Origin of the sequence: Paraclostridium dentum, assembly GCF_012922555.1 — a bacterium.
Lineage (GTDB): Bacteria > Bacillota > Clostridia > Peptostreptococcales > Peptostreptococcaceae > Paraclostridium > Paraclostridium dentum.
This window is the reverse complement of the sequence record NZ_WIPK01000001.1, coordinates 724,543-750,528: the sequence shown is the minus strand read 5'-3', so window position 1 is coordinate 750,528 and position 25,986 is coordinate 724,543. Positions and strand designations below refer to the sequence as shown.

The following is a 25,986-nucleotide window of genomic DNA, read 5'->3' as shown; positions in this document are numbered from 1 at the left end:
CTTATACTCCGTATCTACTTCTATTGAATTGTTTTCCACCTAATTTCATATCACTATAAATTGCATATCTAATACTATCAAGGACATCATCATATAATTTTATAGGTTCATCTTTACCCGATTTAGCCCACACATAGTTATATATTTCTTGTCTAAATCTAACTACTTTATCAATAACAAAGAATTCATTATTTTTAATCAAAGTTGCTATAGTTGAAATACCTTCCATAACACTTTTATTAGCGTTAAAAGCTTTAATTCCAGATACTAAAAACTTTTCTACATATTCTTGTCTAGCACTATCACAATAGAAGCTTATATTCCCATATCTCTTTTTAATATCTTTAGCTATACCAACCCATATATCTATATCATTGTGTTGTTTAGCATGTTCTTCTATAACATAATATTTATTATCTATAGATTTACCTACAACTACTATTGATCCATAATGCTCCCATCCCCAGTCAACTCCAGCTATATATTTTTTAAATTGAACTTTATCTAAAGAAGCTTGATTTATAAAGTGAATATTCTCATTAAAATCTTTGTATATAGCTCCTTCTGCAGTACACCATATCCCTTTAATGTTCCTATCATAAAACATTCCACTTGGAGTAGAAGCTTTTATATTATCTCTATATCTTTCACTTAGAAATGTATTATCATCTAATTCATAATTAAATGTTGCTATTGTCTTTCCGTCTGATTTATCAATATAATCTTTCTTAAGCCAATGCTCGGGATTATCTGGGTTTGTATCAACTAATACCCTTGCTCCCTCCCCACTACAACGAGATTTAATCTCGTCAAACACTTCTCTATTTGCCATTGAACCCTCATTTATGTAAGCTCCAAAAGAAGTCATACCTCTTATTCTTCCTAAGTCATTTATTTTAGAGTGTCCAAAGCAACAGACTTGAACTCCAAACAATATAAATCTATTATGTTTGTCTAATTTAAACTCTATTTCATACTTATTAGTTAACTCATTCAATACGTTTCTTTGTAAAGCTCCTAAGTCTGCTCCTGCTAATATATATTGAGGTAGCGGAATATTAAGTTTATTAGCTATCTGCCTAACTCTTCTAAGTTCATATAAGAATAAGTCATTATCTAAAATTGTCTTTCCAGTTCTTTTAGCTCCACTATTTATAAGCATGAAATAATCATTATTCATAGTAAAATCTAATACCTCTTGTTGTTTTTGGTGATATAATTCATCTAAACTCATTTCTTAAACACCTTCTCAAGAGTATCAAAATATTTATCAAGTTTATTTTCTTTATTTTTTTCATTTTTAGGCAACTTAGATTTCAACAACTCAATTCTAAGTTTCTGTTCCTCTGTAGCTAAATCCCAATTGTTATTAAGCATAGAATCATATTGTTTTATTAATGATCTCAATTCTCCCATAGCTCTACTTTGAGCATTTAAAAATGTAGCTTGTCTATCCCAAGCAAATTGGAACTCATATTCTATCTTTTGTCCATATTCACTTGTTTCTTCCTTCTTAAGCTCTTTTATAATTTCTTCTTTATTCTCAACATACATAATTTGTTGAGCTCTTATTATTGCTGCATATTGAATTGTAATTTGATCCCAAAGTATATCAAGTTGGGTTTTCTCTGATATCTCTTTCATTAATTCCAAAGTTTCTTTTGGCAAGTGTTTCGAGAAAAAACCAAACTTCTCAGCATTTTTATTTTTAGGCTGACCACCTTTGGTTCGTTTTTCTTTCGGAGCGTTCTGTTTATTCTTTTGGAACGTTCCATTTAATTTTTCTTCCCAGGCATCTTTATTTTTCCAACCTCTAACGGTCCCTGGTGATATATTTAAAATATTCGCAATCTCAACTAAATCAATATTTCCGGCATAGTCTTTGTATATATCAAAGGCTTTATCTCTATTTGGACTTCTTACCCTAGCCACATCACCACCTCACTTATTCGTTTTGGAGAATAAAAAAAGAACCTACTTAGTAAGTTCACTCTAATATAAAATATCTAATTTTCTCATTGATTCAACTATCTTAGGAAATTGAATAGCAAAATAGTCTACCATTTCCTCATTTCTAGCCCAATCACTAGAACATCTTAATCCACTTTCATTTAAGAAAGCATGTATGAGTTCATGTCTTATAACTTCTCTTTTATATCTTTCTAAATCCATTATAGAATTTTCATCCTCTTCAAAATCGCATACTACTATAGTGTTTATAGATGAATCGCAATATCCATCTATAGATTTTAATTTGGTGTCCTCTTCGGGTTTTTTAATCAATATTTCATATTCTTCTCCTAGAATTTCAATCTTTTTCATATCCACGAACTCACCTCCTAGTTTCTTTACATAAAAAAAGACTCTTCTAAGAGTCTTTTTTAATAGTTTAAATTTTTAGCTTCATGTGCATTTTTATGAAATTTTTTATACATCTCCATTACATCTTCAACACTACTAACTCCATATTTATCCATATACGCTAATGTAAGTTCTACAGCTACATCATTTAAATTTCTTTGTTTAGATAAAGTTATTTTTTCATCAGCCATATATATCACCTCGCTTTCAAGTATATAATTCTACTTAATTCGAGGTTTTCCTTCTTTTTTTGAAATAAAAAATCTGCTGAAGAGTTCTTTAAGTCAATATATATTATTTTGCTTTTTTGCACCCAAATATTGATTTTAATTCTTCTTCAAACTTTCTTTTTGATTGTATATCAATAACTACATTAAATTCTTCTTGTATATAATTTAATATATCGTCTGATAAATCTTTTTCATTTATAGATAACACAGTTTTTTCTTCAACTATGACCCTTTCATCATCCCAATTACTAACATTTTTTTCTCCATATCTAGATATCACATATCCCGAGCTATCAGACTGCTTCTCTATAAAGTATAAGATATCCTTTGTCCTATTACCGTTACATCCTAATAGTAAAACTTTATCAAAGTCAAGTAAGCTTATCATCGTAAAATTCTCATTATTTTCAATATATAATTCTCTTCTAGCTATAGGCTCACCTACTAAATCATATGTATCTGTGGGATCATAACTAGTAATTCTAAAACTAATATCACTTATCCTCGTTTTAGTATCATACCCTCCACTCCAGCGTTTCAAGTGTGCAAGCTTAAAATCATTTAATTTTCTATTTACCTTATACTTCAATATAACATCAACAAAATTCGTTTTTTCAATATTTTCTATTATGCATTGACCTATAAAATAGTCAAAATCATTTTCTGCATTTTTAATAACAGTTTCTATTTCTCTATGCAATACATTTCTTATTACTTCAACCTGAGTAACTTCATCATTGCATTCAATACATTCATTGTAAAAATTTAAATAAACTATATATTTATCTTTACGCTTTAAGTAGTTAACAACAGAAAAATCTTTAAAGTTATTATATTTCTTCGCTGTTAAATTTATTAACCCTTTAATATCTTCAAATTGCACTATATCTATATTAGTTTTTATCATAGCGACACCCCCGAAATACATATTTCTACTTAAATCGAGGATTTCCTTTTTTATTCCTTTTATCAAAATTAGGCTTTTTTACCATTTCTTTATCAATATTTCTTAATTTTTCATTAGGTAACTCATGGATCATCTTAATTACTTCATTAGCATCTTTCCATTTTTTCATATAATCACCTTTATATACAATTAAAACAACCTCCTTAATTAATTACTAAATCTCTTCTGATGCTCCCTTAGAATACATTTCATTCATTAGTTCTTCTGCTCTATCATATATAAATTGAATTTTTTCTTTATTGTCAAACCAATCATCATCTTCTATGGTTTCATTTATGCCTTTTATAACATCTAAACAATAGGCTTTATTATCCATAATTAATCCTCCTTAAAAATAAAAAAGACCAGAAATTAATCTAGTCTTTTACGAGAACGTGTATTTAGTTTATACTCCATACCGCTACAGAGTTATTTTTATACTCAACATGAGTTTGCTCAAAGAGCCGTAAGTTATATTATTTAGTGAGGATAGCAGGAGTCGAACCTGCAACAATTACTAGATAACTATACCTATTTAGATCATCAATGACTGTAAATGTTAAAAATATTAACAGTTAATCAAGTTGCCTTGTTTTACCACTTAAACTATATCCTCACGTTACCAGGGCAAAGGGGTTACCCTGGTCATTTTATATATAAAAAGGGGTATTGGGAGTAACAAACTTAGGTTGTCCTAAGTTGTCTATATTAATATAATATCACCTTTAAACCCCTAAAAAATCTTCACTTTGTAGTTAAAGTGTAGTTAAAGTGTTGGTTTAGTTAAATAATGGTAAATCTTCATATGTTGGATATAACATTCCCATAATTTTATATACTAATCTTTCCCTTACTGTATAACAATGACTACGATCCATATGTAGTTTCATACTTATATATTTCATATTGTTTTTAGATTTACTATTATAGAATAGTTCAAAGAAGTTAGTTTCATTTGCATCTAAACAACTCAATGCATTTTCTATTTTCTGTTTTTCTATTTCTTTTTCTAATTTACTTTGCAATAACTTAGATACCCTTTTTTCTTTAGATATAACTTCATTCTCTACACTTCTTGATATATTGTAAGTTACTCCACTTTTTTCATCATAACTTATAGCTCCACAACCTCTATATTCCATTTTCTCTTTCTTTATATCTAATTCTATATTATTGATTTGCATTTCTAAATATTTATAGTTGTGTAATTTACCTTCTACTTTTTTAAATAATTCTTTTTTATCCATAATAATTCCCCCTCTATATTAAGCTAAATCTTCTATTGTAACTTCTACACGAGCTCTTTCACTGTAGAATTTCTTAGAAACTACCTCTACAATCTGTGCATCATCTTTGTAAGCTATTCCATTTAAGCTATCAGCTATAGCCTTTATAACATTATCTAAATCTGGTTTCTTAGTTGGTCTTATAACTCCATCTAACTTAGCTCTAGCTTCTTTAAACTCTTTAGTTTTTATATTATTTTTAGCTATAGCATTTATATCTTTTTTAGTAATTCCGTAATAACAAACTATAGACATTTTTATATTACCTTCAAAATAATGCTTAACTGTAGTTCTATATAATAACTTAACCCAGTTTTCATAATGCTTAGTTTGCTCCGGTGTAAATGCTCTACCATTTTGAGTTGAAAACTTTGGTCTTTCTTTTCCTTTCGCTTCCCCATCTATCGTAAAATTAACTTTCATATCAATCTCCTATTTTTTTGAATATTTATTTTTAAAACTGTGCATAATATAATTGACTCAATTACAAACATTATGTACATGCATTTTTTTACCTATAAAGGCTAGATTTTTTCTAGCCTTCTTACTTTTTTGAAAATCTAATTCTCTACTTCATTTCTTTTGTTAAATTTTTCATCGCTATAGTTTATTAATACTACACATACTATTCCGGAAAGGATGTGTAGATATGTTTTTTAAAAAATTAAGTATAATACTTTCTATAACTTTATTAGTATTTTCTAGTAGCTCGATACCTATATCTGCTTTATATAATTCAAATCCAGATTCATATTTAACTATCGAAGTAATCATTAAAGATTTAGAAAATATAGATAATAAAATGTTATTGCTACTTAAATCTATTCCTAGACAAAATTTAGATAAAAATGATCTGAAAAATAGTATTTCACATATATATACATTAATTAATGATTTAAATGTGAAAACTTCTTATTTGCCAAAAGAGAATAAGCATGTAGCTATGGCTGTTAATTCTATACTTAGCATTTACCAGTTATCCCTTGTAAGTGCAGAAAAATATTTAAATAATTCTCAGCCAGAGGATTTGTTAAATTCTTCCTCTTATTTTTCAACAGCTTATTATTCCTTATCTAATATAAGAAATGTAATATATCAAGCGGCGAAACAAGTTGCCTCTTGATATATTATTTATTTTTATATTTATTAATCTACATTTTCTTATCATATAAAGTAATTAAAGCCTATAATTTACTTATTTCTACATATACTACTTGTAAAAAGGATGTGAATTTATGTCTTGGAAAAAGCTAAATATTGTTTTTGCTATAACTTTAATTTTATTTACAAGCACTATAAGTTTTTCTAATGCTTGTAATGTTTCTGCTCCTGTTCCGGTTAGCAATCGATTGATTAAAGACCTAGAATTGATTGATAATAATATGTACCTTCTAATTAAATATGTAGCTGCCGGAAACTATAAAGAAGATAAAGTTGAAAAGGATATTAAATTTATAGAAGCAGCAATTAACACTTTAACTGCTGAAACAGCAAAACTTCCTCAAAGAGATAATGATGTAATTCTATCTATGCAATCCATATTAAATTATTATAAAATTTCTTTAAGTAGGCTAAAAGCATATTTTGAAACTAAAGATGCTGATAATTTAATTGATGCTATTGTTTCATTTTCTTCAGGTTATGACAGCTCAAATAAGCTTAGACAGATTATAGGTGGAGCGGGAAAATAATATCCCGCTTTTCTATTGTTTATATTAATTTATATAGTCCCTAATATAACTTCGCCTAACAAATATGCAGCTGTTACTATCAACATAGCTTTCATTCCATAGAAAGCTAATGATCCTAACTTTTCATTTTTAGAACATATATGCAGTAATCCAATTCCTATAAATCCTACTAATATTTCTTTCATGTTCAATCTCCTATAATAAATATGTTTTAATTTATTTTTATAAAATCTGTATATGGAGCATAAAAAACTCTTCCATCATCACATCTAATTTGAAGTGTTCTGGCACTGCAAGTAGGATAATATGATTTTAAAAAGTAACCTTGTATGCCTAATTTTTTATGTACTAATCTATCTCCTGTTTTATATTCCATAATATCAACTCCTAATATTTAATTTAGTTTCCTGGACCATAAGATCCAGGGTATTTTACTTCTCTCCGAATATTTGTTCATAAGCCATTTTTAATCCTATTAAATAAGCTGTTAAATATGAACTTGGCTCAATTCCTAAATTAGGAACCCAATCCCACCAACAATCATATTCTTCACTTAACTCATCACTGTACTCATGTAATAATTCATTCCAAGTCTTTTGTCTGTTTATATACTTTGCAGAATTCAATAATCTGCTAAATACTGAGTCATTTAATTTAGTTTCTAACTCTTTGCCTTCTAATCCAAACTCTTCCAAGTATTCTTTTAATTCATCTTTAGCTTTTAAATAATTAAATTCTGTTGTATCTTGCTCCATTGTTGTTAATTTGCTATTGAAGTAATAAGAATTATAATCTTTAAAAATTTCTAAACTAGATATTTCTGTTAATGTAAAAATTGCCGAATATAAGTCCCCAGTTATATACAATTTGTTGCAATCCATAACGTATCTTACGTTCATATATAATGAGTCTGTTTTTTTCCACTCTAATATTTTTAAATCATCATTTATCTTTATATAATTTGCTTTATGATCCTTGAACCAAACCTCTCTAATTTTCTTTTCCATAATATCCTCCATTATTATTTAGTTATCATTATTAATACACTTAGATAAATATACTGATAATGACATGTATTCCTACTTATTTGTTAGTCATGCACCCACAACTTTTACATTGATAATACTCAGTTCCTCTAACCTCTATCACCATAAATTTCTTCGAACAGTGATGACAAGTTTTCTTAGTTACTAGCTTTAATATATGAGCCATAACTATTTACCTGCAATTCCTATTAAAGTGTATAGCTGGATTATATCCTCTACTTTCATAAACTTCTTAATATCTTCATGTGTGATAGTTCTAGTTACAAATTCAATCTCACAAGCCTTATCAACCTTATCTTTAAACTGTCTATACATTTCACCTGCTAATTCAACTTTCTTGTATAGATCCATATTAAATGCTTTTGCCTTATCCAGTTCTTTATCCCTCTCCTGGATGCACCATTCCATACCTTTGATTTGCTTGTCCCTTTTTTCTAGCTCTAGTTTTAATTCCTCAATCTCTCTATCTTTCTCTCTAACTGTGAAGTAGCTTGAATTCTTAAGTTCTTGGAAGTCTAACTTTAAATTTTCTATCTTTTTATCAGCTGCAGTTTTCACAGATTCTTGAACTTTAATATCTTTAACTAACTCGCTAGTTTCTCTTTCATAAGTACTTCTTAAAACCACTGGTAATTTTATTTTCATCTTTAGTTCCCCTTAATTAGTTTTCTATAAAAAATCTATTTACAAGATAATCTCCATACTCTTTACCCTCTTGATATGCTTCTTCTCTTTCAAATGTATTGAAGTCCGCATATCTCTTCTTACGCTTATTTTCATGCACATTTATAATCACGTTGTAGTTATCAGTTACAAACTTTTCTACTACTCTGTTATGAGTGTCTATAAATGATGAATCTATAAGATTATTCAATGTGACTACAAGTTTACAACTAGCTCTTTTGACTTCTCTATTTAAATTCATACAATTCCCCCCTTACTTAAACTTAGGATTTAGATAATTCTTTTCCATCTTCTTAAAGTAAGCTTCTTTTATCTGACCCATATCTAATCCTAATGAATATACAAGTTCTACATATTTAGTTACCAAAGTATCTAACTTATGCTTTCCAAACATCTTTCTCCAAGGTAATGTAGTTATCTTATAAGCTAAATATATAAACTGTCTTTCTAAGCTAGTTGTTTGTACTTCATCAACAGTTACTATTAAATCTACATCTAATTCATTTGCTAAGTTTCCTATATGACTTAATAGGTCCGATAACTCTTCTTTTAGCTTCTCTTCATTAACTGGAAGCCTGTCCCACCATTTATGTATCTTAGTTTCATTAAGTACCTCCATCAACTCACTAATCAAAGCTAATGTAAGCCACAGAGAGACTTGAAATTGTTCTTCTTGATATTTTATACCTTCAACACTTTTTAAATGTTCTAAAAAGCTTTTTTGTTCCTTTTTTACATAGTTTAAATCAATAACTTTACTCATACGTTCATCCCCTTAAATCATATCTAACCTAGGTTTTAAAACCTCAAATTCTATATTTATTTTATTTTTTAAAGTAGAGTATCTTCCACTTCTTAAATGTTTATATAAAGCTGGCTCACTTACACCAGAACGTTTAGCTGCATCTTTTATAGTAGATGTAATAAATACTGTCTCGTTTTTTCTAACTTGTATCTTACTTGAAATAAGTTTTTCTATAATATCTAAGAAGTAATTTTCAAACTCAAGATAATGTTCCTCATTTTCAAATACCATAAAACCTTTAGCATTTAATTTTAAATATTCTTCTAATTCATCACCCCAAACCATGCCTTCTTCCAATAGATCTTTAGCTATTGAAGTGGCAATGTTCTTTTGGAATTTTCTTAACAACTTCATTTCCCCCTTTTACTTCCAGGAGGGATTAACCCTCCTTAATTGAATTTGCCTTTTTGACTTTCCTGTAATATCTGCTCTAATTGCTCTGGAGCATACTTTTTAAAACTCTGATTTATATTGTGAAATCTAGTCTTTACACTAGGTATAGAATTATTAGTTTTGCCAATAATAGATTTATAATCTTCTTGAATTGCTTTTAGTAAGTAACCGACAACGTTTTTAACATCTGGTGTCTCACTTACTAACTTAAGCTTTTCAATCAAATAGTTTATTTCTTTGCCAGTAGCTAAGTATGTATTAGCTACTTTTTTTACGTCATCATCTTCTAATAGAAAGTATTTACTAATTTCATCAACAACCTCAGTCAGTACTTTTTTTACTTCTTCTTTTTCTTGTTGTTGTTTTTCTTTTTCTTTTTGTTTTTCTTTTTGTTTTTCTTTTTCCCCACCGTCCGTTATACGGGTCGTGTCACCTGTGGATAACTTATAAGCATCTAGGAATAAATTTCTTATTTTTTCTTTAGTTATGCCTGATAACATATACATTATGAAACTCTTATCCTTAACTTTTTTTAACTCAGATTCTATACAATCAAGTACTGGCTTACTGTGATTGTCCAAGTTGTATTTGGCCCAGTTTAATATGCATATCTCTCTAGTTTCCAAGTTATATTTTATTATCCTGTGATGATTTTCAAATCTATCCATGAGAGCATTTATACTTTCCGTTGAATATCCTAACTCAAATGCCATCTGTTTTTTAGTTATTTGATATATTCCTATTTGTGTTGTTTTAGGATTAGTTAATAAGTATAGGTAAAACAATTTATCCTCTGGTGTCATTTCTTCTATAACTCTAGGATCTTCCCAAAATTCGGTTTGTACAGCTCTATATTTTGCCATTTATCTCACCTTCTTCTTTTGCTTATAAATATATTTCTAGTCCTTTTCTAGCTACATCTATAGCTAATCCTGTTGCCTTTGCTGTCTCTTGTATGAAATAGTCTGAATCACTATTTGCTGAACTTAAATGTATTAATAATAGATTCTTTACTTTGCTTAAATCATTTGATTTTAAGAAATCTATTACATTGTTTAATTCAAAGTGACTTTTAACTATTCTGTTTCTTAGAGATACTGGAATAACTCCGTTTTCTATATTTTCATCTAGTATATTTTTACTGTAATTACATTCAATAAGTATGTGATTTAAATTATTAAAGTTGTATTCACAGTAATAACTATCTGTTAGAAAAAGTAGATTTCCTATTTCTTTATGATTTATTAAAAATCCAAGTGGCTCTTTTGCATCATGCTTAGTTTCAAAAGGCATTATAGTAAAGTTTCCAACTTTGAATAACTTTTCACTTTCTATAATCTTGGCCCTGTGATGTTCTATTCCTAAACTTTCAAAAGTTCCTTTGCTTGCATATACATCTATTCCATTTTTATTTAAATCTTCAATAGATTTAGAGTGATCCTTATGTTCATGGGTTACTAAACATCCAACCACATTTTCTAAATTGAAGTCTAATCCTTCTACTATTTCTCTGAATCTTATTCCACATTCCAGGATAAGAGTTTCATCTTTTAGTTGTAGCAAGTAGCAGTTGCCTTTACTGCCACTCGCTAATACTTTCAGTTTCATGTTTAAAACCCTGGTCCATCAAATGTATTTTGTCCTACTATATTTTGCTCTACATTTTCAACTTCTTTAAAAGTTGTATCTACTACATTTTCTTGAGGTATATCTATAGTTTTCTTATTAGCATTTTGAGCTATTTCTTCTTTAACTTCATTATCAACATACTCTGGCTTACCTTCATTATTCATAACCGCTTGATCATTGCTTATTGCATTTTGCATTTCTACTGATAATATTCCGTACTTGCTTAAAAGTCTTTTTATAACTGTTTTTATTGCCATTCCATCAAAGTCAGTACTCCATAAGCTAGAATCAACTACCCATTTTTTCTGACTACTATAACTTTGAGAATACTTTTTAGCGTGTCTTTCCATTTCTTCTTTTGTCATATATAATGTCTTTTCAAAACCGTTAAGTAGTTTAAAGTAAGCCATGTAACCAACTACTGTATCTCTATCTATTAAATCTTCATCATCGTTAAATTCGATTTCGCCTGTAAGTCTGTTTACTCTCTTTATTTCACCTTTATATATCTCTATTGCATTTATTGTTTTGTACTGTCCAGTTCTCATAGCTAACTGTATATATCCTCTATATCCCATTTGGAATTGAGCTTTTTTACCTTCTTTTGTGTTGTAAGGAACTATATATGCAAATCCTAAATTTTGGTCTATAGGTAAATCTAATGTTGCTGCTACTATAGCTGAACTTATAATACTGTTTGGATCTGAGTCTTTTAAACTTGGTAAATTTGAAACATTAACTATTGAAGCCATAAATGGTGCTGCTTTTTTACCCATGATTTCATTTATTCTTTTCTTATAAACATCCATATCTAAAAGTTGCTTTATACCCGCTACCTTTACATTATTTTTTTGTGTTTGTATTTGATTTGACATATTACATCACTCCTTCTATTGAATAATTTTGTATTTTTAATGGGTTATCTTTAGTAACCACAAGGTTTATAATTTGACTATCTATTTCTATAAGGTTATTTACGCTTTCTCTGTTGTCTATAAATATTGGAGCTTGTACATCAAAGTGCTTACTTAACGTATCTATAATATCTAATCCTGCATTTATTTGACCTGCAGTATTTGCATTAGAGAATGGAACTCCATTTACTAAAGCTTCGCAAGTTTCATCTATTCCACCGTTAACTTGCTCTTTGAATAACTTGAACTTAACATTTTTAAATTTGCTATTTATATTACTCTCAAGCATATTAACTCTTGTTTTTATAAATAACTCGCATAACATAACTATCTTTTCTTGTTTAGCTATCGTAACTCCAAGCTCTTTTTCTTCATCTAGTAACTCTTGTTTTCTAACTTCTAAATCCTTGTTTAATTCTTCTTTAGCTAGAGTTTTATTTAACTCATTTATTTGGTTTATAACTTCTCTTTTCTTAGATCTAAGTTCTTCAACATTTGTATCGTTAGGATTTAAAACCTTAGCTTCTAACTCTGCTATATCCTTATTGATTCTTTCTAAAGTTTCGCTATCTGTAACTAGGTAAATAGCTTCAACTTTAAGCTTTTCTATTTCTTCTTTTATTTGTGCTACTTTCATATTTTTTTCTTGTATGATTTCAAGCAACTGAGTTGCTTGCTTATTTAATTCATCCAATTCTAAAGTGATTCTTTCGACCTCTTTCTTCGCTCCAATACCTTTAGCTTGTATATCTTTTAGGACCTTAGATTTATTTAAATTAAAGTTTTCTAATAGCTCTTGTCTCTTAGCTTCTATATCAGTAGTTTCAAAGGCTCTTTTACAAGTTGGACACTCTGTTTCTATAGAACTTGTATCTAAGTTTTCTTGTTGTTTATTACTAAATTCAGCTCTTAATTTGGTCATTTCATTTACAAGTGTGTCTTTTTGATAATCCTTAGATTTCTTTTCATTATCAACAGTTATAAGTTTCATTCTAAATTCATTAACTTCATTTTCAGCAACTCTTAACTTGTCCATTAACTCTAATTTCTTAGCTCCACCTCTATTTATAGCCTGTTGATTTATTTCTTGTATTCTTTGCTTCATGGAAAATATAGTTTCTTTATCTTTTAAAATTTGCTCGTTAGCTTTGCTACTATCTAAAAGTTTATCTTCTGTATATTCTAGTAACTCATTAAGTTCATTGACTTCACTTTTTATAGCTTTAAAATCTATATCAACTATACTTCTATCACATTCATTTATTCGCACTGGTATATCTTTCTTTCTATCTCCAAGCTTCTTTATAGTAGCTTTTTTACTTTTCATAACCGTTTCTATGTCTTGACTTGCTAACTCTACTCTTAAAGGCTCTAGTTCATTTTTACTATCTATAACTTGATCTGTTGTTATATCTCCTGCAACTTCTAATATAAGTTGTCTAGCATCTTTCCAGTTTAATGAGTCACTAAAGTAATATGGATTAGTTAGTAGCTTAAATTGTTTTTCATCTGCTATTTCAGATATTTTATTTTGATACTCTGTCTTTTTAACTGGCACATCGTTTATTTCATATATAGTTTCATTACCAGTAAATGTTTTTTCGGCTTCTCCACGTTTCTTAGTCCATTTCTCTTTATATATCTTAGTAAGCTTAATCTCTGTTCCATCTATATCTAAAACTGCTGTTACTGTTGGATTTAATCCTCTTATTACAGTGTTATTTTCATCCAGTGGCTTTATATCAAAAGTAGTTCTATTCTTACTATCCTTATCAAACATAACCCAGTTAAAAGCATCGAATATACTTGTTTTACCTAATGCATTTTCTCCTTGGATATTAGTTACTTTTCCAAAATCTATTTCTAATGATCTTATTCCTTTAAAATTCTCTATACTTAACTTTCTTAAAAATATTGAACTCATATTTATCCTCCTGTATACTGTAATTAGTTTTATTTTTTAATTAGGGCCTCTGCAAAGGCTCTTTTTTTATGTTTATTTCTGTATTTACAAATTCTAATGTTTGCTCCCAAGCTTCTATTTTGTTTTTTAAACCTTCTGTATAGAAACTCATATAGTTTTCTTCTTTAGCTGGTATATCTTTTTCTATTGCTTGATTAAACATATCTTGAGTTACTTCTATTTGAGTTTGTAATATTTCTTTTATTCTAACTAAGCTATCCATTGTCTATGGCCTACTTTCTCTCTAATCTCATTCCTGCAAATTTTCCATCTGCATATATAAAGATCCAGTTCTTATTTTCATATAACTTTATGCAATCTTCTAAAGTTAGTTCGAAAAACGTTTTATTCATATTCATTTGATATCACCCCCTTTAAAATCCATCCCAATGATCTAACCAATCAAGAAAAGGTTGAGATGGTATTTTGTATAACCTTCCAATCTTTATAACTTTGAACATTTTGCCTGTTGTTTCAGCTTGTCTTATTAAACTGTATGCAGTTCTCTCACATATACCTAGTAACTCTTGTATGTCCTTAGCTGTGAATACTTTTTTAGTCATTTTATATTCCCCCTTATGCAAATGAAGCTTGTCTATTTAATCCGTTTATTGCAAATAATATAACTTCATCCGGACTCCAATTTTCTATATAATTAATTGCATCTTCAAAATCTTTAACTGCTGTATTTCTGTAACTATTAACTCTGAAATATTTTTTGTAGCTTCTCCATAAATCTTGGAATATTCTACTTTTAAGTTTTTTATATGCTTCACTGCTTTTACCATCTAGCAATTCAACTACAGTTCTATTTGCAGTCATTCTAAGTTCCTCTTGTTGGCTATAGTCGATAGTCATTGTATTTTCCAATTTTGATAACCTATTATCCATTTCAACTGTTTTCTTATCTATTGTGAATATAGCTTGTAATTCTTTTGATAACCCTTGTAAAGAATATGATCCATTACTTCTTAAAGATGGTAAAACATCTTCCATTACCCATTTCTCAAATTTTTCAGCAGATGAAAGTTTAGATTTTATTATCAATCTGTAAATATCTCCTTCTGGTATTACATTCATAATTTGAGTGAATCCGTTTCTATCTACCATATCGTGTTTCACGATACCCTTGCAGTGTCTGATTATTGCATCGTTAGCATTTTTATATCCTAATGCTTTTGCTATATCTGATGCTACTGCGTAAGGTTTACCTTCTATTTCTAATGCTCTAACTTGTCCGAATAATTCATTTGTAAAAGTTTCAACTTGGTTCATTTTTACATCTCTCCTATCTACTATTTGTGTTTCCATTCATATACCTCCTATATTAAAGTTGCTTTTGGGAAAACTATTAATGAATATCTAAAGTTTCTTTAAAAACAACTTTTAAGTTAAAAAAATTTTTACTACTTCTTCATCAGTAAGACTGAATATATTTTTTAGCTTTGTTACCTCATCTAAAGAAAATGGATTTTTACCATTCTCTTTACGAGAGTATGAAGCTTTACCTACTCCAAGCTTTTGAGCTAAAGCTTCTTGAGTTAAATCATATTTAGTCCTTAGTATTCTAAGCTCTTTTTTCATTCGCACCACCTCTAACTTAGTATTTTATGCTTTATGAGTTGTCTTTAGAACAACTTTATATCTAAATAATATTACATTAAAAACAACTTGTCAACGCTTCTTGATAAAAAAGTTTCTTTGTAAGTAACTTTTATTTATTTTAACGCAACTTCGTATATAATATTCATATTGGAGGTGTAAAACATATGGATAGTTTTGGAAAAAGATTTAAAGAAGAACGGTTGTTGAAAAGACTGACTCAAGAACAATTAGGGGATAAGTTTCATGTAAAGAAAAGTTCTATAAGTCGTTATGAAAATGATAAGCAAATGCCAGAAGTTTCTTTATTGAAACAATTTGCTACTTTCTTTGGAGTATCTATTGATTATTTACTTTGTAAAACTGATGATAAATTAGAAACAGAAAATTGTAGTTCTGAAAAAAGTACCGATTGTAATAGAAAAGTGAATAAATTTGAAACTGCACAAGAAGCTTTGGAATTTATATTACAACAACCAAGTTTAATGAATTATGGGGTGCCAGATTTAACTGATGAAGAGTTGGTTGAATTTGCAAATGATTTACTTCAACATATAGAATACTTAAGTTTTAAGTATCGCCAAGATAAAAATAAACAAAATAAAGACAAATAAAACAAATACAAATAATTTGAAGCAAAGTTAAATATAAGAATAATTAGGGGGATTTTTTTAAGAACTATGGAGAGTAAAGAGATTTACGATATAGTAGAGCAAATAGTTGATCAATTTAATACCGATGATCCTGAAATATTATGCGATAAGCTAGGCTTAGAAATAAAAGATGTAAATTATGGAAAAGCCTATTTTATGGGTGGAAATTTAAATTTAGTTTTTATAAATAAAAATTATAGTAAATTAGCTAGAAAAATCGTTTTAGCTCACGAGTTAGGCCATTTTATACTTCATAAAGGGGACAATGTTAATTACTTTAGAAGTACGCAACCAACTATTGATAATTCAGAAAAAGAAAGACAAGCTAATTTATTTGCAGCTTATATGTTATTTAGCGATAAGTTTTTAAAGATAAAATTCGCAGATATGACAAATTATCTATTAGAATCATTCTTTAATGATTTAACAGGAGAATTAAACTAAAAAGAGGTGCTTTATATGAATGAGGTAAAGTCAGTATTTATAAGAAAGCGAAACAAGAACTACAATGTTTATATAGAGTATATAGATAACACTGGAAAGACAAAGCAAAAAAGCCAAGGAAAATATACTATAAAAAAAGATGCCGAAAAACATCTTATAGAATTAAAAAATTCGCTAAATAATAATAATTTTGTTGTATCTAAAGATATAACATTTGTTGATAGATGCAAAGAATATATGGCTGATGAATTAAAAGGTTTCTCTAATAATACTTTAACAGTAAGAGATAGTATGATAAAAACTACTATATCGCCTTTCTTCAAAGATATTAAGTTAAAAGATATTACTCCCTCTATACTTCAAGAGTATGCTAATACAGTTTATACAAAACACACGCAGGCAAGTGCTAGACATAGACTTAGCTTTGTAAAGGCAGTTTTAAATGAAGCTTACAGATTAAAAGAAATCAATGATAATCCAACTCATTTCGTAAAAACCCCAGGTAAATCACTTAAGAGTAATAGAAAAGTTGCTCAAGTTTACGATAGGAATGAAGTTAAGCTTATAATAAATAGTATTGAAGGAGAGCAAATAGAATTGCCAATATTATTAATGCTAACATTAGGATTGCGAGCTGGAGAAGCTGTTGCATTAAGATGGAGAGATGTAGATTTCGAAAATAATATAATTCATATAAGACAAAATTTAGTATATACTCCAGGAGAGCCTATTTCATTTAAAAGTCCTAAAACAGAAGGTTCTGAAAGATCTCTATCTGCACCAGGTGAGTTAATGGACAAGTTAAAAGCTGCTAAGGTAAAATATGATAAGTACAACATGGCAGGCATACTTGAATATGAAGATTTAATTTGTCTTAATTCTGTATTAAAACCTCAAGTGCCTAGAGTTTTAATAAGCAACTGGTATAGATTTTTAGATAAAAATAATATAAGAAGAATTAGACTTCATGATCTGAGACATACTCATGCTACAATGCTATTATTAGCTGGAACAGATATGAAGACGGTAAGTAATAGATTAGGGCATACTGATATAAAGATAACCATGAATAGATATTCTCACGTTTTAGAAGAAATGGATAAAAAAGCATCTGAAAATATATCTGATTTGATGTTTAAATAAATGTCAGTTATATTATATATTGTCAGTTGAATAATACGTATATGTCAGTTTTACTTTTAAAAATGTCAGATTTATGTCATGTAAACAGAGTATGCTACTTAAGTATAAAGTAAGTTAACATTAGTATTTATAATGGTTATTGCATATAGCTTCGTGAATATGCTTATGCAATAATCATTTTAACTGTATTATCATAATCATCCTTATGAATTATACTAGCATGAGAGTGTATATATCTTGTTGGTATGCCAATGCTTATGCAAGGAGCTCCATTATGGGCCAAGTGCATCTGGCTAGCATCAGTGCCTCCAAGTGGAAGTGCATTTATCTGATATGGAATATTAAGTTCTTCAGATAAATTAATTAAATAGTTTTTAAGACCTACATGACCTACTAAACCTCCATCAAATATATGTATTTGAGGTCCGCTTCCAAGCTTACCATCTCCTAACTTCGTGTCGCATCCTACAGTGTCATTGGCAATACTTACATCTAGTGAAAATCCAATATCGGGATTTACTATATTAGAGCTAGTTTTAGCTCCTCTACATCCAACTTCTTCTTGAACAGTGCCTACTGCGTATACTATATTTTTATGATCTTCATTTTTTAAACTTTTTAATATATCTATAAATAGCGCACATCCAACTCTATCATCCCAAGCTTTAGCAAGTAGATATTTAGGATTTGCCATTTTCTCAAACTTAAAATATGGAGTTATCATATCTCCTTGTTTTATTCCTAACTTTTCAACTTCATCTTTTGATTCAACCCCTATATCTATAAACATATTTTCTTTATCTATAGAAGTTTTAACGTCTCTGGTATTTATTGAGTTTATTATTCCTGTATATTCATTTCCAGTTGAGGTTGTTATTATAACCTTTTGGCTATTCATAACCTTTCCACTCCACCCGCCTAATGTTTGAAAAGTTATAAATCCATTATCATCTATATTTGTCACCAAAAAACCTATTTCATCCATATGCCCCGCTAGCATAACTTTAGGTCCATCTTCATTCCCCATTTTCTTACAAATTAAACTTCCTAAATTGTCTGTAGTTACTTCATCTACATATTCAGATATATATCCTTTAATCAAATTTCTAACATCTTTTTCAAATCCTGGAATTCCTTTAGCTTCTGTTAATTTTTTAAACATATCTAACTGTGTACTCATATGCTCCCCCTTAATTTAAAAATGTATAATTACAATATTATACTTTCACAGTACAATATATATGCCTTAAATATAAAGCTAATATTCAAAATTTTATAAAAAAATAGTGTAATTTAATAAATTACACTATTTTTAAACCTTATAATATGACTTTAACCTCTTCGTTTATAGTTATAGAATTTTCACTTACATTGCAATCGTATGAAATTATGTTAACTCCACTTAAACTTGCTTTTTTTAACATATCTCCAAATTCTTGATGCATTTTAATATTAGGTGTAAAATACTTTACATTATCCATTTGTACAACAAATAATATATAGCTTACATATCCATCTTTAGATGCTTCTATAAGCTCTCCTACATGTTTGACTCCTCGTTCAGTTTTAGCATCGGGAAATAAAACCACACCATTTTCTTCTAAAGTAACTCCTTTTACCTCAACAAAAGCTTTCTTAGTTTTTGTTTCTATATATATATCAAATCTAGATGACTTATATGTTTTTTCAGGTTTTATAGTTATTAATTCTTCATCTAGCCCAGGAAGAATTATTTTTTTATTTACTAAAGCTTCATAGGCTATTTTATTCGGAACTTGCGAATCCATATTGATTAGTCTATTTCCTTTTACAACACTTATAAGTGAATACTTAGTTTTTCTCTTTGGGTTATCATGTTCTTGTAAATATAAAGTACAACCTTCAATTAAAAGTTCTTTACACTTACCTGTATTTTTCACATGAACAATTTCTTCTTTTCCATCTACAATACAATGTGCTATAAATCTATTTGGTCGTTTTACAAAAGTAGCTTTTACAATATTATCATAAATCATGTCATCATCCCTCATATATTAGTCTACAGATTTTAAAGATTCAACCATTTTTACTTTTTTTAGTTTAAAATACATACAAAGATTTACTAATGTAGCAAATATAAATGTAAGCATACCAGATAGTATAAAACTAATAGGTTTTATATCTCTTCCAAACATAACAAATTCAAGTTCAGCAGTCGTCATTATAAATCTATGTAAAAACACACCTAAAATTAGACCTAGAATTGTTCCTATTACAGTTAAAATTATATTTTCTCTAAACACATAGGAAGATACTTCATTATCATAAAATCCTAAGACTTTTATAGTTGCTATTTCTCTTATTCTCTCACTTATATTAACATTTGTAAGATTATATAAAACAATAAATGCTAAAGCTCCTGCAGATACTATTATAAGTATAACCACACTATTTAAATTAGTTATCATATCAGAAAAAGAACTTTTTGCACTTGTATTGAATGTAGCTGAGTTTATATTGTCTAGGTTCATCATATCTTTACCTAGTTTATATTGTGAAATACCATCTTTTGTATTAATTAATACTTCATTAAATTTAACATTTTCATTGAAAGTACTTTTATACAATTGAGGGCTCATATATAAATAATGTCCTACATAGTTTTCTACTATACCAGAAACTTTTACTTTAAACTCTTTATTATCTTCATTTTTTAATACTATTGAATCTCCATCTTTAACTTTTAATAATTTAGCTAATTTTTCAGTTATTAAAACACCTTTATTATTTAAAGTATACTTTTTATTACTTACCCTATTTTTTAAGTTTATAAATTTATTTATATCATTAATATTCTCAGGGACTACAATATTTACATCCTTTTCTACAGAATTACTAATAACCTTATAACTCTTATTTTTTATATTTAAATAATTATTTATTCGGTCATCACTATCTATGACTTTTTCTTCTTTAGTTTTAGAATTCTTATCAACATCTTTACCATAGTTTAAAGTCAAGTTATACTTAATTATCTGACCATATTGATTATCTACTATAGACGATATAGAGTCTTTTATTCCAAATCCAGTTAGTAAAAGAGCACTACATCCAGCTATTCCTATTACAGTCATAAAAAATCTTTTTTTGTATCTAAAGATGTTTCTACAAGTTACCTTTTGTGTGAAATTTAATCTATTCCAAATAAAACTTATTCTTTCAAGTAATATCCTTTTTCCTTCCTTAGGGGCCTTAGGTCTCATAAGTATAGACGGAACTTCTTTTAGCTCTTTATAGCAAGAATATATTGAAGCTAATGTAGTTGTTAAAACTGCTATTAATGTAGATAATATAATTAATTTTACACTAAATACTAGAGTAACCTTAGGTAGTGTATATGTCATACTGGCATATGCATTATATATAACTGAAGGAAATACAGTAAGCCCTATTAAATTTCCTAAGGCGCTTCCTAGAACACTCGCTAACAATGAATATAGTATATATTTTAACATTATAGATCCAGTACCATATCCTAAAGCTTTCATAGTACCAATATTTATTCTTTGTTCATCAACCATTCTAGTCATAGTAGTTAAACAAATTAAGGCTGCTAATGAAAAGAAAAATACAGGGAAAATTTTAGAAATAGATTCTATACTATTAGCAGAGTTTTTATAATCAACAAACCCATAATTAGTATTTCTATCTAAGATATACCACTTTCCATTTTTTATATCTTTAATTTTTTTCTCTTCTCGATTAATTTCATCCTGAGCTTTTTGTAACTTAGATTCTACTTCTTTTTTATTTTTTAAATATGTAGCTTGTCCTTTTTCAAGTTCTTTTTTACCTTGCTCCAATTTATCCCTGGCATTTTTAAATTCCGATTCAGCTTCTTTTTTCTTTACATCAAGATTACTTTTTTGACTATTTATTAATTCTTTATTTTTTTCTATATCTGTTTTAGCTAGTAATAATTTATTTTGAGTGTCGTTAAAAACTTGTTCTTGTTTTGTTATCTCTTTTCTTGCCTGTGATAAAGCTATTTCAGATACTTCAAGCTTTTGTTTGCTTTTTTCTAAAATAAATTCAAGTTCTTTTCTTTTTTCTTCATCTAAGTATTCATTAGATAAAACTTGTTCTATACTAGCTATATACTCCTTTAACTTACCAACTTCATCTTCTTGTTCTTTTAGCTTATCCTTAGCTTTGTTTATTTCTTGCTGAGCAGAATCTTTGCTTGTATTAAAAACATTTATTTGTTTATTCAATTCAATTTCACTTAAACTTAATTTTTCAGAAGCTGAACTTATTGCTTTTTCTGCAGAAGATATTTCACTTTTAACTTGATTTTCTTTTTTATCAAGATCCTGTTCACTATTTTTTATTTTAGACCTGGAGTTTTCAATTTTAGTTTTAGCTTTGTCAAGTTCATTATAAGCATTAGTTTTTTCTTTTTGTAACTTTGATTTACCTTCAGATAATTTTTCATTAGCATCATTAATTATTTCTTTATATCTTAAGCTAGCTCGGTCTTTTCCAAGATCAACTAATTTATCTTCTATATTTTGTACTTTATCTTCATATTCTTTTGAATAAGAATTTAAATCTTTCGCTCCATCTACAGTTATATAACTTTCTGTGTAGTTAGTTAGTTTAAATTCATTATTTAAAACCATTATAAAGCTATTTAAAGTTCCACTACCTATATTACTACTACCTTTTGCCTTTGCTATATAATATGGTGTTTCTACTTTACCAACAACTTTATATTCATTGTGTTTTAGAGTAGTACTTAAATCTTCATTGTTATCTCCATAAATTTTAATTGTACTTCCTAGTGGTATATCCTTAGAGTCCTCAATTAAGCACTCTCCCTCTGATTTAGGATATCTACCTTCAGTTATTTTTATTTTATTTATATAATCACTATTACTTTTTTCTGGCAATCCATGGACTTTTAAAACTAATTGATTTGTACCTATACTAGTTAAAACCTCTTTTGAATATGTAGGATACACATTAGAAATTCCATCTATCTTAGAAATTGAATTAATATCTTTATCTGTTAATCCTAAGTTTGAAACCACAGTCAAGTCCATTAAATTATTTTGGTCATAATACTTGTCTGCTGTAACTTCCATTACAGGAGATGCAACTTTTATTCCCGTAAAAAAAGAAACCCCTAAAGTTATTATTGCAAAAACAGATAAAAATCTACCTTTAGATTTTTTTATCTCCCTAAAAGTATCTTTAAATAAAGGATTTCTCATATTTACCACTCTATCCTTTCTATAGGAATAGGCGCTTCATTTTTTTCTACTTTATGTACTTTACCATTTCTTACAGTAATTACTTTATCACCCATAGGAGCAATTGCCATGTTGTGTGTAATTATAACCACAGTAACACCAAGTGTTTTATTTGTATCTTGAAGCACTTTAAGAATTGATTTACCAGTATTATAATCTAGTGCGCCAGTGGGCTCATCACATAAAAGTAATTTTGGATTCTTAGCAAGAGCCCTAGCTATGGCTACTCTTTGTTGTTCTCCGCCAGATAATTGTGATGGAAAATTATTTTTTCTATGGCTAAGTCCTACTGATTCTATAACTTGCTTGGGGTTTAAAGGGTTTTTACAAATTTGAGTAGCTAATTCTACATTTTCTATCGCAGTTAAGTTTTGAACTAAATTATAAAATTGGAATACAAATCCGATATCATGTCTTCTGTATTTAGTTAATTCTTTATCGTTATAATTACTTATATTTTTCGAATCAACAATTACAACTCCATCTGTTGAAGAATCCATGCCTCCCAATATATTTAATATGGTGCTTTTTCCTGCTCCACTAGCACCTACAATTATTACGAGTTCGCCTTTATCAATTGAAAAATCCACGCCATCTAATGCATTTATTTCAACTTCACCCATAGTATAGGTCTTTTTTACATTTTCAAATTTTATATAGTTTTTCATATCATCTCCTCCTGTTTCTTATAGTCATTATACACTATTTGAGATGATAACTAAATCTAATTTATAATTAATCTTTCTTTTGATTTGGCATTTCTAAAGCTGTAGATTTTCCAAAGTAATACCCTACAACCATACTAAATATAGGCATAAATTCAGATGGTTTTATACTTCCTATCACACTCAAGTAGCAAAATACAATAGTTAGACATATAGCTATCATCTTTCTTACACTTGAGAAAATATCTTTTAAAATAGTTGTAAATTTCATATACTCCCCCCTTGATATAGTTTATTATTTCGAATTTATGTATATGCCAAATAAACTGCACAAAAAAACTATCATCATAGTTTAACTAGATTGAAATAAAATCAATCAAATTTAACTTTTCAGATAGTTTTTTATTGTATGATTAATTGTTTAGATTAAAGTTTCTTCTACTTCACAAATCTCATATTCATCTGCTTTTTTCCCAAATAGTTGAACTCCTATGAAAATAGCTATTATCGAAATAGGTATAACTATATATATTGATATTCCTAGTCCTGCAGGAATATATCCAAATAATACAGTTATACTTGCTACAAATAATGCATAGGGCATTTGTGTTTTTACATGATCAATATGATTACATCCAGCTCCCATAGATGATAGTATAGTTGTGTCTGATATAGGTGAACAGTGATCTCCGAATATAGCTCCTGTAAGTACCGCACTTGTAGATATTACTATAAATGATATATCTGGGTTTATAGAATGAGCAAGAGGGATTGCAAGAGGCATTAGTATACCCATAGTTCCATAAGCAGTTCCTGTTGAAAAAGATATTATTGATCCTAATATAAATATTACACTAGGTAGTAAAAATGCTGGCATAGACCCTGATAGTAATGTAACTAAAAATTTAGCTGTACCCAAATCTTTTATTACTGAACTTAAAGACCATGCTAGTATTAATATGACAGCTGTCATTAATAAGCTTTTCATCCCATCTATCCAAATTTCTATAGCTTCGGATACTTTAAATATTTTTTTCGAAACAGCCATTAAAATAGCAACTATACTTGAAATAATAGATGATTGAAATAGTGCTACAGATGCATCGGCGGAACTAAAAGCTTCTTTTATAGCTAAAAATGATAATGGTGATTTACCCATTAAATTTTGAAGTTCAATATTATCACCATTAACGATTGATGTATAACCACTGTAATAGAAAAATATTAATGATGTAACTATAAGCGTTCCAATAGGTATAATAGCATTCCATACACTCAACTTCACTCCATCTTTAGGTTCTAACTCTGATTGAATTGAATCGTTATGTTTTGTATCTAAGTTGTTGAAATTAGATTGTTTAGCTTTAATCTCAGCTTTTCTCATAGGCCCAAAATCCTTCGCTAAAACAATAGTTATAATTACAAATGCTAAAATTAATATATTATAAAATCTATAAGGAATAGTTTGTAAAAATACCCCAAAAGCATCATTATTTAGGCCAATACCTGAAAATACATCATTTATAAGTCCAACCTCTAATCCTATCCATGTAGATATTATTGCAAGTCCTGCAATAGGTGCAGCTGTTGCATCAATTATAAAAGCAAGCCTTTCTCTTGAAATATTCATTTTATCACTTACCGGCCTCATAATAGGCCCTACTATTAATGAGTTTGCATAATCATCAAAGAACACTAAAAGTCCTAAAAACCATGTTATAATTTGAGTTCCTGTTGAACTTTTAGCTTTATCAGCTAAACTTATTGCTATTGCCTTAGCTCCTCCCATTTTTGCTACTAGATGAATAACTCCTCCAATAGCTAGAACTTGGAGTATTATACCTGCATTCCAAGGATCAGCAAGTGAATTAAGGGCTCTATATATAAAATCTATAAATCCTTGGGGTAAAGCTAAAAGTAAATTGGTACTATTTAAGCTAAGTAAAAAGCTACCAGATAAAATACCTATAAATAATGATATTACAACATTTTTAGTAATAAAAGCTAAAAGTATAGATACTATCGGTGGAATTAATGTTAAGAATTTAAATTTATTTGCATTTTGAAATGCTATGTCTGTTTCTTGAGCAAATGAAATTGGTGCTACTAAAATTATTAAAACTAAAGTTAATAAAGCTACAACATATTTTTTGGTCCTCATAAAAATCCTCCCTAAATTTAACTTTAGTGAATGCAAAGGGTAATAAATACTTAGGGCTTTAAATAAGAAAAAGCCT

The 25,986-nt window shown here is 28.4% G+C and carries 37 protein-coding genes and 1 tRNA gene; 5 read left to right on the top strand and 33 right to left on the bottom strand.

Annotated features, from left to right (window positions below):
- Position 1: 1 nt before the first annotated feature.
- From GFJ41_RS03505 to GFJ41_RS03460, 10 genes are all read right to left on the bottom strand, one after another.
- Complete coding sequence (locus GFJ41_RS03505; protein ID WP_170074627.1) at positions 2-1,234, bottom strand: PBSX family phage terminase large subunit; 1,233 nt, start codon at positions 1,232-1,234, stop codon at positions 2-4.
- Positions 1,231-1,932, bottom strand: coding sequence for a phage terminase small subunit (gene terS / locus GFJ41_RS03500; protein ID WP_170074626.1), 702 nt, complete (start codon positions 1,930-1,932; stop codon positions 1,231-1,233). Before terS ends, GFJ41_RS03505 begins: the two co-directional genes overlap by 4 nt.
- Before the next feature lie 60 nt (positions 1,933-1,992).
- Positions 1,993-2,322 carry a hypothetical protein gene (locus tag GFJ41_RS03495; RefSeq protein ID WP_170074886.1) on the bottom strand — a complete coding sequence of 110 codons (330 nt, stop codon included), beginning with the start codon at positions 2,320-2,322 and terminating at the stop codon, positions 1,993-1,995.
- Positions 2,323-2,381: 59 nt separating this feature from the next.
- A complete protein-coding gene (locus tag GFJ41_RS03490; RefSeq protein ID WP_170074625.1) occupies positions 2,382-2,552 on the bottom strand; it encodes a hypothetical protein in 171 nt (56 codons plus the stop codon).
- A gap of 103 nt (positions 2,553-2,655) precedes the next feature.
- Positions 2,656-3,498 (bottom strand): hypothetical protein, encoded by an 843-nt coding sequence (locus tag GFJ41_RS03485; protein WP_035116321.1) that lies wholly within the window; start codon positions 3,496-3,498, stop codon positions 2,656-2,658.
- Between the two features lie 25 nt (positions 3,499-3,523).
- Positions 3,524-3,667: a hypothetical protein gene (locus GFJ41_RS03480; RefSeq protein ID WP_170074624.1), complete on the bottom strand. Its 144-nt coding sequence runs from the start codon at positions 3,665-3,667 to the stop codon at positions 3,524-3,526.
- A 45-nt stretch (positions 3,668-3,712) separates the two neighbouring features.
- On the bottom strand, positions 3,713-3,874 hold the full coding sequence (locus tag GFJ41_RS03475; RefSeq protein ID WP_170074623.1) for a hypothetical protein: 162 nt from the start codon (positions 3,872-3,874) through the stop codon (positions 3,713-3,715).
- A 147-nt stretch (positions 3,875-4,021) separates the two neighbouring features.
- A tRNA-OTHER gene (locus tag GFJ41_RS03470) sits at positions 4,022-4,153 on the bottom strand.
- A 163-nt stretch (positions 4,154-4,316) separates the two neighbouring features.
- Positions 4,317-4,784 carry a hypothetical protein gene (locus GFJ41_RS03465; protein ID WP_035116323.1) on the bottom strand — a complete coding sequence of 156 codons (468 nt, stop codon included), beginning with the start codon at positions 4,782-4,784 and terminating at the stop codon, positions 4,317-4,319.
- 18 nt (positions 4,785-4,802) lie between these two features.
- On the bottom strand, positions 4,803-5,246 hold the full coding sequence (locus tag GFJ41_RS03460; protein WP_035116325.1) for a RusA family crossover junction endodeoxyribonuclease: 444 nt from the start codon (positions 5,244-5,246) through the stop codon (positions 4,803-4,805).
- A gap of 226 nt (positions 5,247-5,472) precedes the next feature.
- On the opposite strand from GFJ41_RS03460, the gene GFJ41_RS03455 reads away from it, so the two are divergent.
- Positions 5,473-5,946, top strand: a complete 474-nt coding sequence (locus tag GFJ41_RS03455; RefSeq protein WP_035116326.1) for a hypothetical protein — start codon at positions 5,473-5,475, stop codon at positions 5,944-5,946.
- Positions 5,947-6,058: 112 nt separating this feature from the next.
- A complete protein-coding gene (locus tag GFJ41_RS03450) occupies positions 6,059-6,514 on the top strand; it encodes a hypothetical protein (RefSeq protein WP_035118887.1) in 456 nt (151 codons plus the stop codon).
- A gap of 29 nt (positions 6,515-6,543) precedes the next feature.
- On the opposite strand, the gene GFJ41_RS03445 is transcribed toward GFJ41_RS03450, so the two are convergent.
- The 17 genes from GFJ41_RS03445 to GFJ41_RS03370 all read right to left on the bottom strand — a co-directional run bounded on the left by GFJ41_RS03445 (position 6,544) and on the right by GFJ41_RS03370 (position 15,532).
- Positions 6,544-6,699 (bottom strand): hypothetical protein, encoded by a 156-nt coding sequence (locus tag GFJ41_RS03445; protein WP_170074622.1) that lies wholly within the window; start codon positions 6,697-6,699, stop codon positions 6,544-6,546.
- A gap of 26 nt (positions 6,700-6,725) precedes the next feature.
- Positions 6,726-6,890, bottom strand: a complete 165-nt coding sequence (locus tag GFJ41_RS03440; RefSeq protein ID WP_170074621.1) for a hypothetical protein — start codon at positions 6,888-6,890, stop codon at positions 6,726-6,728.
- A 55-nt stretch (positions 6,891-6,945) separates the two neighbouring features.
- Entirely contained in the window at positions 6,946-7,521 is a 576-nt protein-coding gene (locus tag GFJ41_RS03435) for a hypothetical protein (protein WP_170074620.1), read from the bottom strand.
- Positions 7,522-7,597: 76 nt separating this feature from the next.
- Positions 7,598-7,726, bottom strand: coding sequence for a hypothetical protein (locus GFJ41_RS18835; RefSeq protein WP_264318544.1), 129 nt, complete (start codon positions 7,724-7,726; stop codon positions 7,598-7,600).
- Between the two features lie 2 nt (positions 7,727-7,728).
- Complete coding sequence (locus GFJ41_RS03430; protein ID WP_170074619.1) at positions 7,729-8,205, bottom strand: hypothetical protein; 477 nt, start codon at positions 8,203-8,205, stop codon at positions 7,729-7,731.
- Positions 8,206-8,221: 16 nt separating this feature from the next.
- Positions 8,222-8,485 (bottom strand): hypothetical protein, encoded by a 264-nt coding sequence (locus GFJ41_RS03425; RefSeq protein ID WP_170074618.1) that lies wholly within the window; start codon positions 8,483-8,485, stop codon positions 8,222-8,224.
- Between the two features lie 12 nt (positions 8,486-8,497).
- The gene (locus GFJ41_RS03420; RefSeq protein WP_170074617.1) at positions 8,498-9,007 is read right to left on the bottom strand and encodes a dUTP diphosphatase; all 510 of its coding nucleotides are present in this window, start codon (positions 9,005-9,007) and stop codon (positions 8,498-8,500) included.
- A 12-nt stretch (positions 9,008-9,019) separates the two neighbouring features.
- A complete protein-coding gene (locus GFJ41_RS03415) occupies positions 9,020-9,397 on the bottom strand; it encodes a hypothetical protein (protein ID WP_170074616.1) in 378 nt (125 codons plus the stop codon).
- 41 nt (positions 9,398-9,438) lie between these two features.
- On the bottom strand, positions 9,439-10,305 hold the full coding sequence (locus GFJ41_RS18445) for a hypothetical protein (RefSeq protein WP_206001490.1): 867 nt from the start codon (positions 10,303-10,305) through the stop codon (positions 9,439-9,441).
- 22 nt (positions 10,306-10,327) lie between these two features.
- On the bottom strand, positions 10,328-11,050 hold the full coding sequence (locus GFJ41_RS03400) for an MBL fold metallo-hydrolase (protein ID WP_170074615.1): 723 nt from the start codon (positions 11,048-11,050) through the stop codon (positions 10,328-10,330).
- Positions 11,051-11,052: 2 nt separating this feature from the next.
- Positions 11,053-11,946: a recombinase RecT gene (locus tag GFJ41_RS03395; protein ID WP_021429034.1), complete on the bottom strand. Its 894-nt coding sequence runs from the start codon at positions 11,944-11,946 to the stop codon at positions 11,053-11,055.
- Position 11,947: 1 nt separating this feature from the next.
- Positions 11,948-13,909, bottom strand: a complete 1,962-nt coding sequence (locus GFJ41_RS03390) for an AAA family ATPase (RefSeq protein WP_170074614.1) — start codon at positions 13,907-13,909, stop codon at positions 11,948-11,950.
- A 40-nt stretch (positions 13,910-13,949) separates the two neighbouring features.
- Positions 13,950-14,171, bottom strand: coding sequence for a hypothetical protein (locus GFJ41_RS03385; protein ID WP_170074613.1), 222 nt, complete (start codon positions 14,169-14,171; stop codon positions 13,950-13,952).
- 10 nt (positions 14,172-14,181) lie between these two features.
- Entirely contained in the window at positions 14,182-14,307 is a 126-nt protein-coding gene (locus GFJ41_RS18830) for a hypothetical protein (protein ID WP_264318224.1), read from the bottom strand.
- Between the two features lie 15 nt (positions 14,308-14,322).
- Positions 14,323-14,511, bottom strand: coding sequence for a helix-turn-helix domain-containing protein (locus GFJ41_RS03380; RefSeq protein ID WP_021432847.1), 189 nt, complete (start codon positions 14,509-14,511; stop codon positions 14,323-14,325).
- A 13-nt stretch (positions 14,512-14,524) separates the two neighbouring features.
- Positions 14,525-15,259, bottom strand: a complete 735-nt coding sequence (locus GFJ41_RS03375) for an ORF6C domain-containing protein (protein ID WP_170074612.1) — start codon at positions 15,257-15,259, stop codon at positions 14,525-14,527.
- A gap of 75 nt (positions 15,260-15,334) precedes the next feature.
- A complete protein-coding gene (locus GFJ41_RS03370; RefSeq protein WP_170074611.1) occupies positions 15,335-15,532 on the bottom strand; it encodes a helix-turn-helix transcriptional regulator in 198 nt (65 codons plus the stop codon).
- Between the two features lie 185 nt (positions 15,533-15,717).
- On the opposite strand from GFJ41_RS03370, the gene GFJ41_RS03365 reads away from it, so the two are divergent.
- From GFJ41_RS03365 to GFJ41_RS03355, 3 genes are all read left to right on the top strand, one after another.
- Positions 15,718-16,164 carry a helix-turn-helix domain-containing protein gene (locus tag GFJ41_RS03365; RefSeq protein ID WP_170074610.1) on the top strand — a complete coding sequence of 149 codons (447 nt, stop codon included), beginning with the start codon at positions 15,718-15,720 and terminating at the stop codon, positions 16,162-16,164.
- Between the two features lie 66 nt (positions 16,165-16,230).
- The gene (locus GFJ41_RS03360) at positions 16,231-16,647 is read left to right on the top strand and encodes an ImmA/IrrE family metallo-endopeptidase (protein WP_170074609.1); all 417 of its coding nucleotides are present in this window, start codon (positions 16,231-16,233) and stop codon (positions 16,645-16,647) included.
- Between the two features lie 15 nt (positions 16,648-16,662).
- A complete protein-coding gene (locus tag GFJ41_RS03355; protein WP_170074608.1) occupies positions 16,663-17,790 on the top strand; it encodes a site-specific integrase in 1,128 nt (375 codons plus the stop codon).
- A gap of 163 nt (positions 17,791-17,953) precedes the next feature.
- Here GFJ41_RS03355 and GFJ41_RS03350 read toward each other — a convergent pair whose 3' ends face one another.
- The 6 genes from GFJ41_RS03350 to GFJ41_RS03325 form a co-directional block, all read right to left on the bottom strand.
- Positions 17,954-18,970, bottom strand: coding sequence for a M42 family metallopeptidase (locus tag GFJ41_RS03350; RefSeq protein ID WP_052169153.1), 1,017 nt, complete (start codon positions 18,968-18,970; stop codon positions 17,954-17,956).
- 139 nt (positions 18,971-19,109) lie between these two features.
- On the bottom strand, positions 19,110-19,820 hold the full coding sequence (sfsA, locus tag GFJ41_RS03345) for a DNA/RNA nuclease SfsA (RefSeq protein ID WP_306343035.1): 711 nt from the start codon (positions 19,818-19,820) through the stop codon (positions 19,110-19,112).
- A 3-nt stretch (positions 19,821-19,823) separates the two neighbouring features.
- Positions 19,824-23,045, bottom strand: a complete 3,222-nt coding sequence (locus GFJ41_RS03340) for an ABC transporter permease (protein ID WP_170074607.1) — start codon at positions 23,043-23,045, stop codon at positions 19,824-19,826.
- A 2-nt stretch (positions 23,046-23,047) separates the two neighbouring features.
- A complete protein-coding gene (locus GFJ41_RS03335) occupies positions 23,048-23,752 on the bottom strand; it encodes an ABC transporter ATP-binding protein (protein ID WP_021430993.1) in 705 nt (234 codons plus the stop codon).
- Positions 23,753-23,819: 67 nt separating this feature from the next.
- Complete coding sequence (locus GFJ41_RS03330) at positions 23,820-24,020, bottom strand: hypothetical protein (protein WP_150842723.1); 201 nt, start codon at positions 24,018-24,020, stop codon at positions 23,820-23,822.
- Between the two features lie 150 nt (positions 24,021-24,170).
- Positions 24,171-25,910, bottom strand: a complete 1,740-nt coding sequence (locus tag GFJ41_RS03325) for a Na+/H+ antiporter NhaC family protein (protein ID WP_170074606.1) — start codon at positions 25,908-25,910, stop codon at positions 24,171-24,173.
- Between the last annotated feature and the right edge of the window lie 76 nt (positions 25,911-25,986).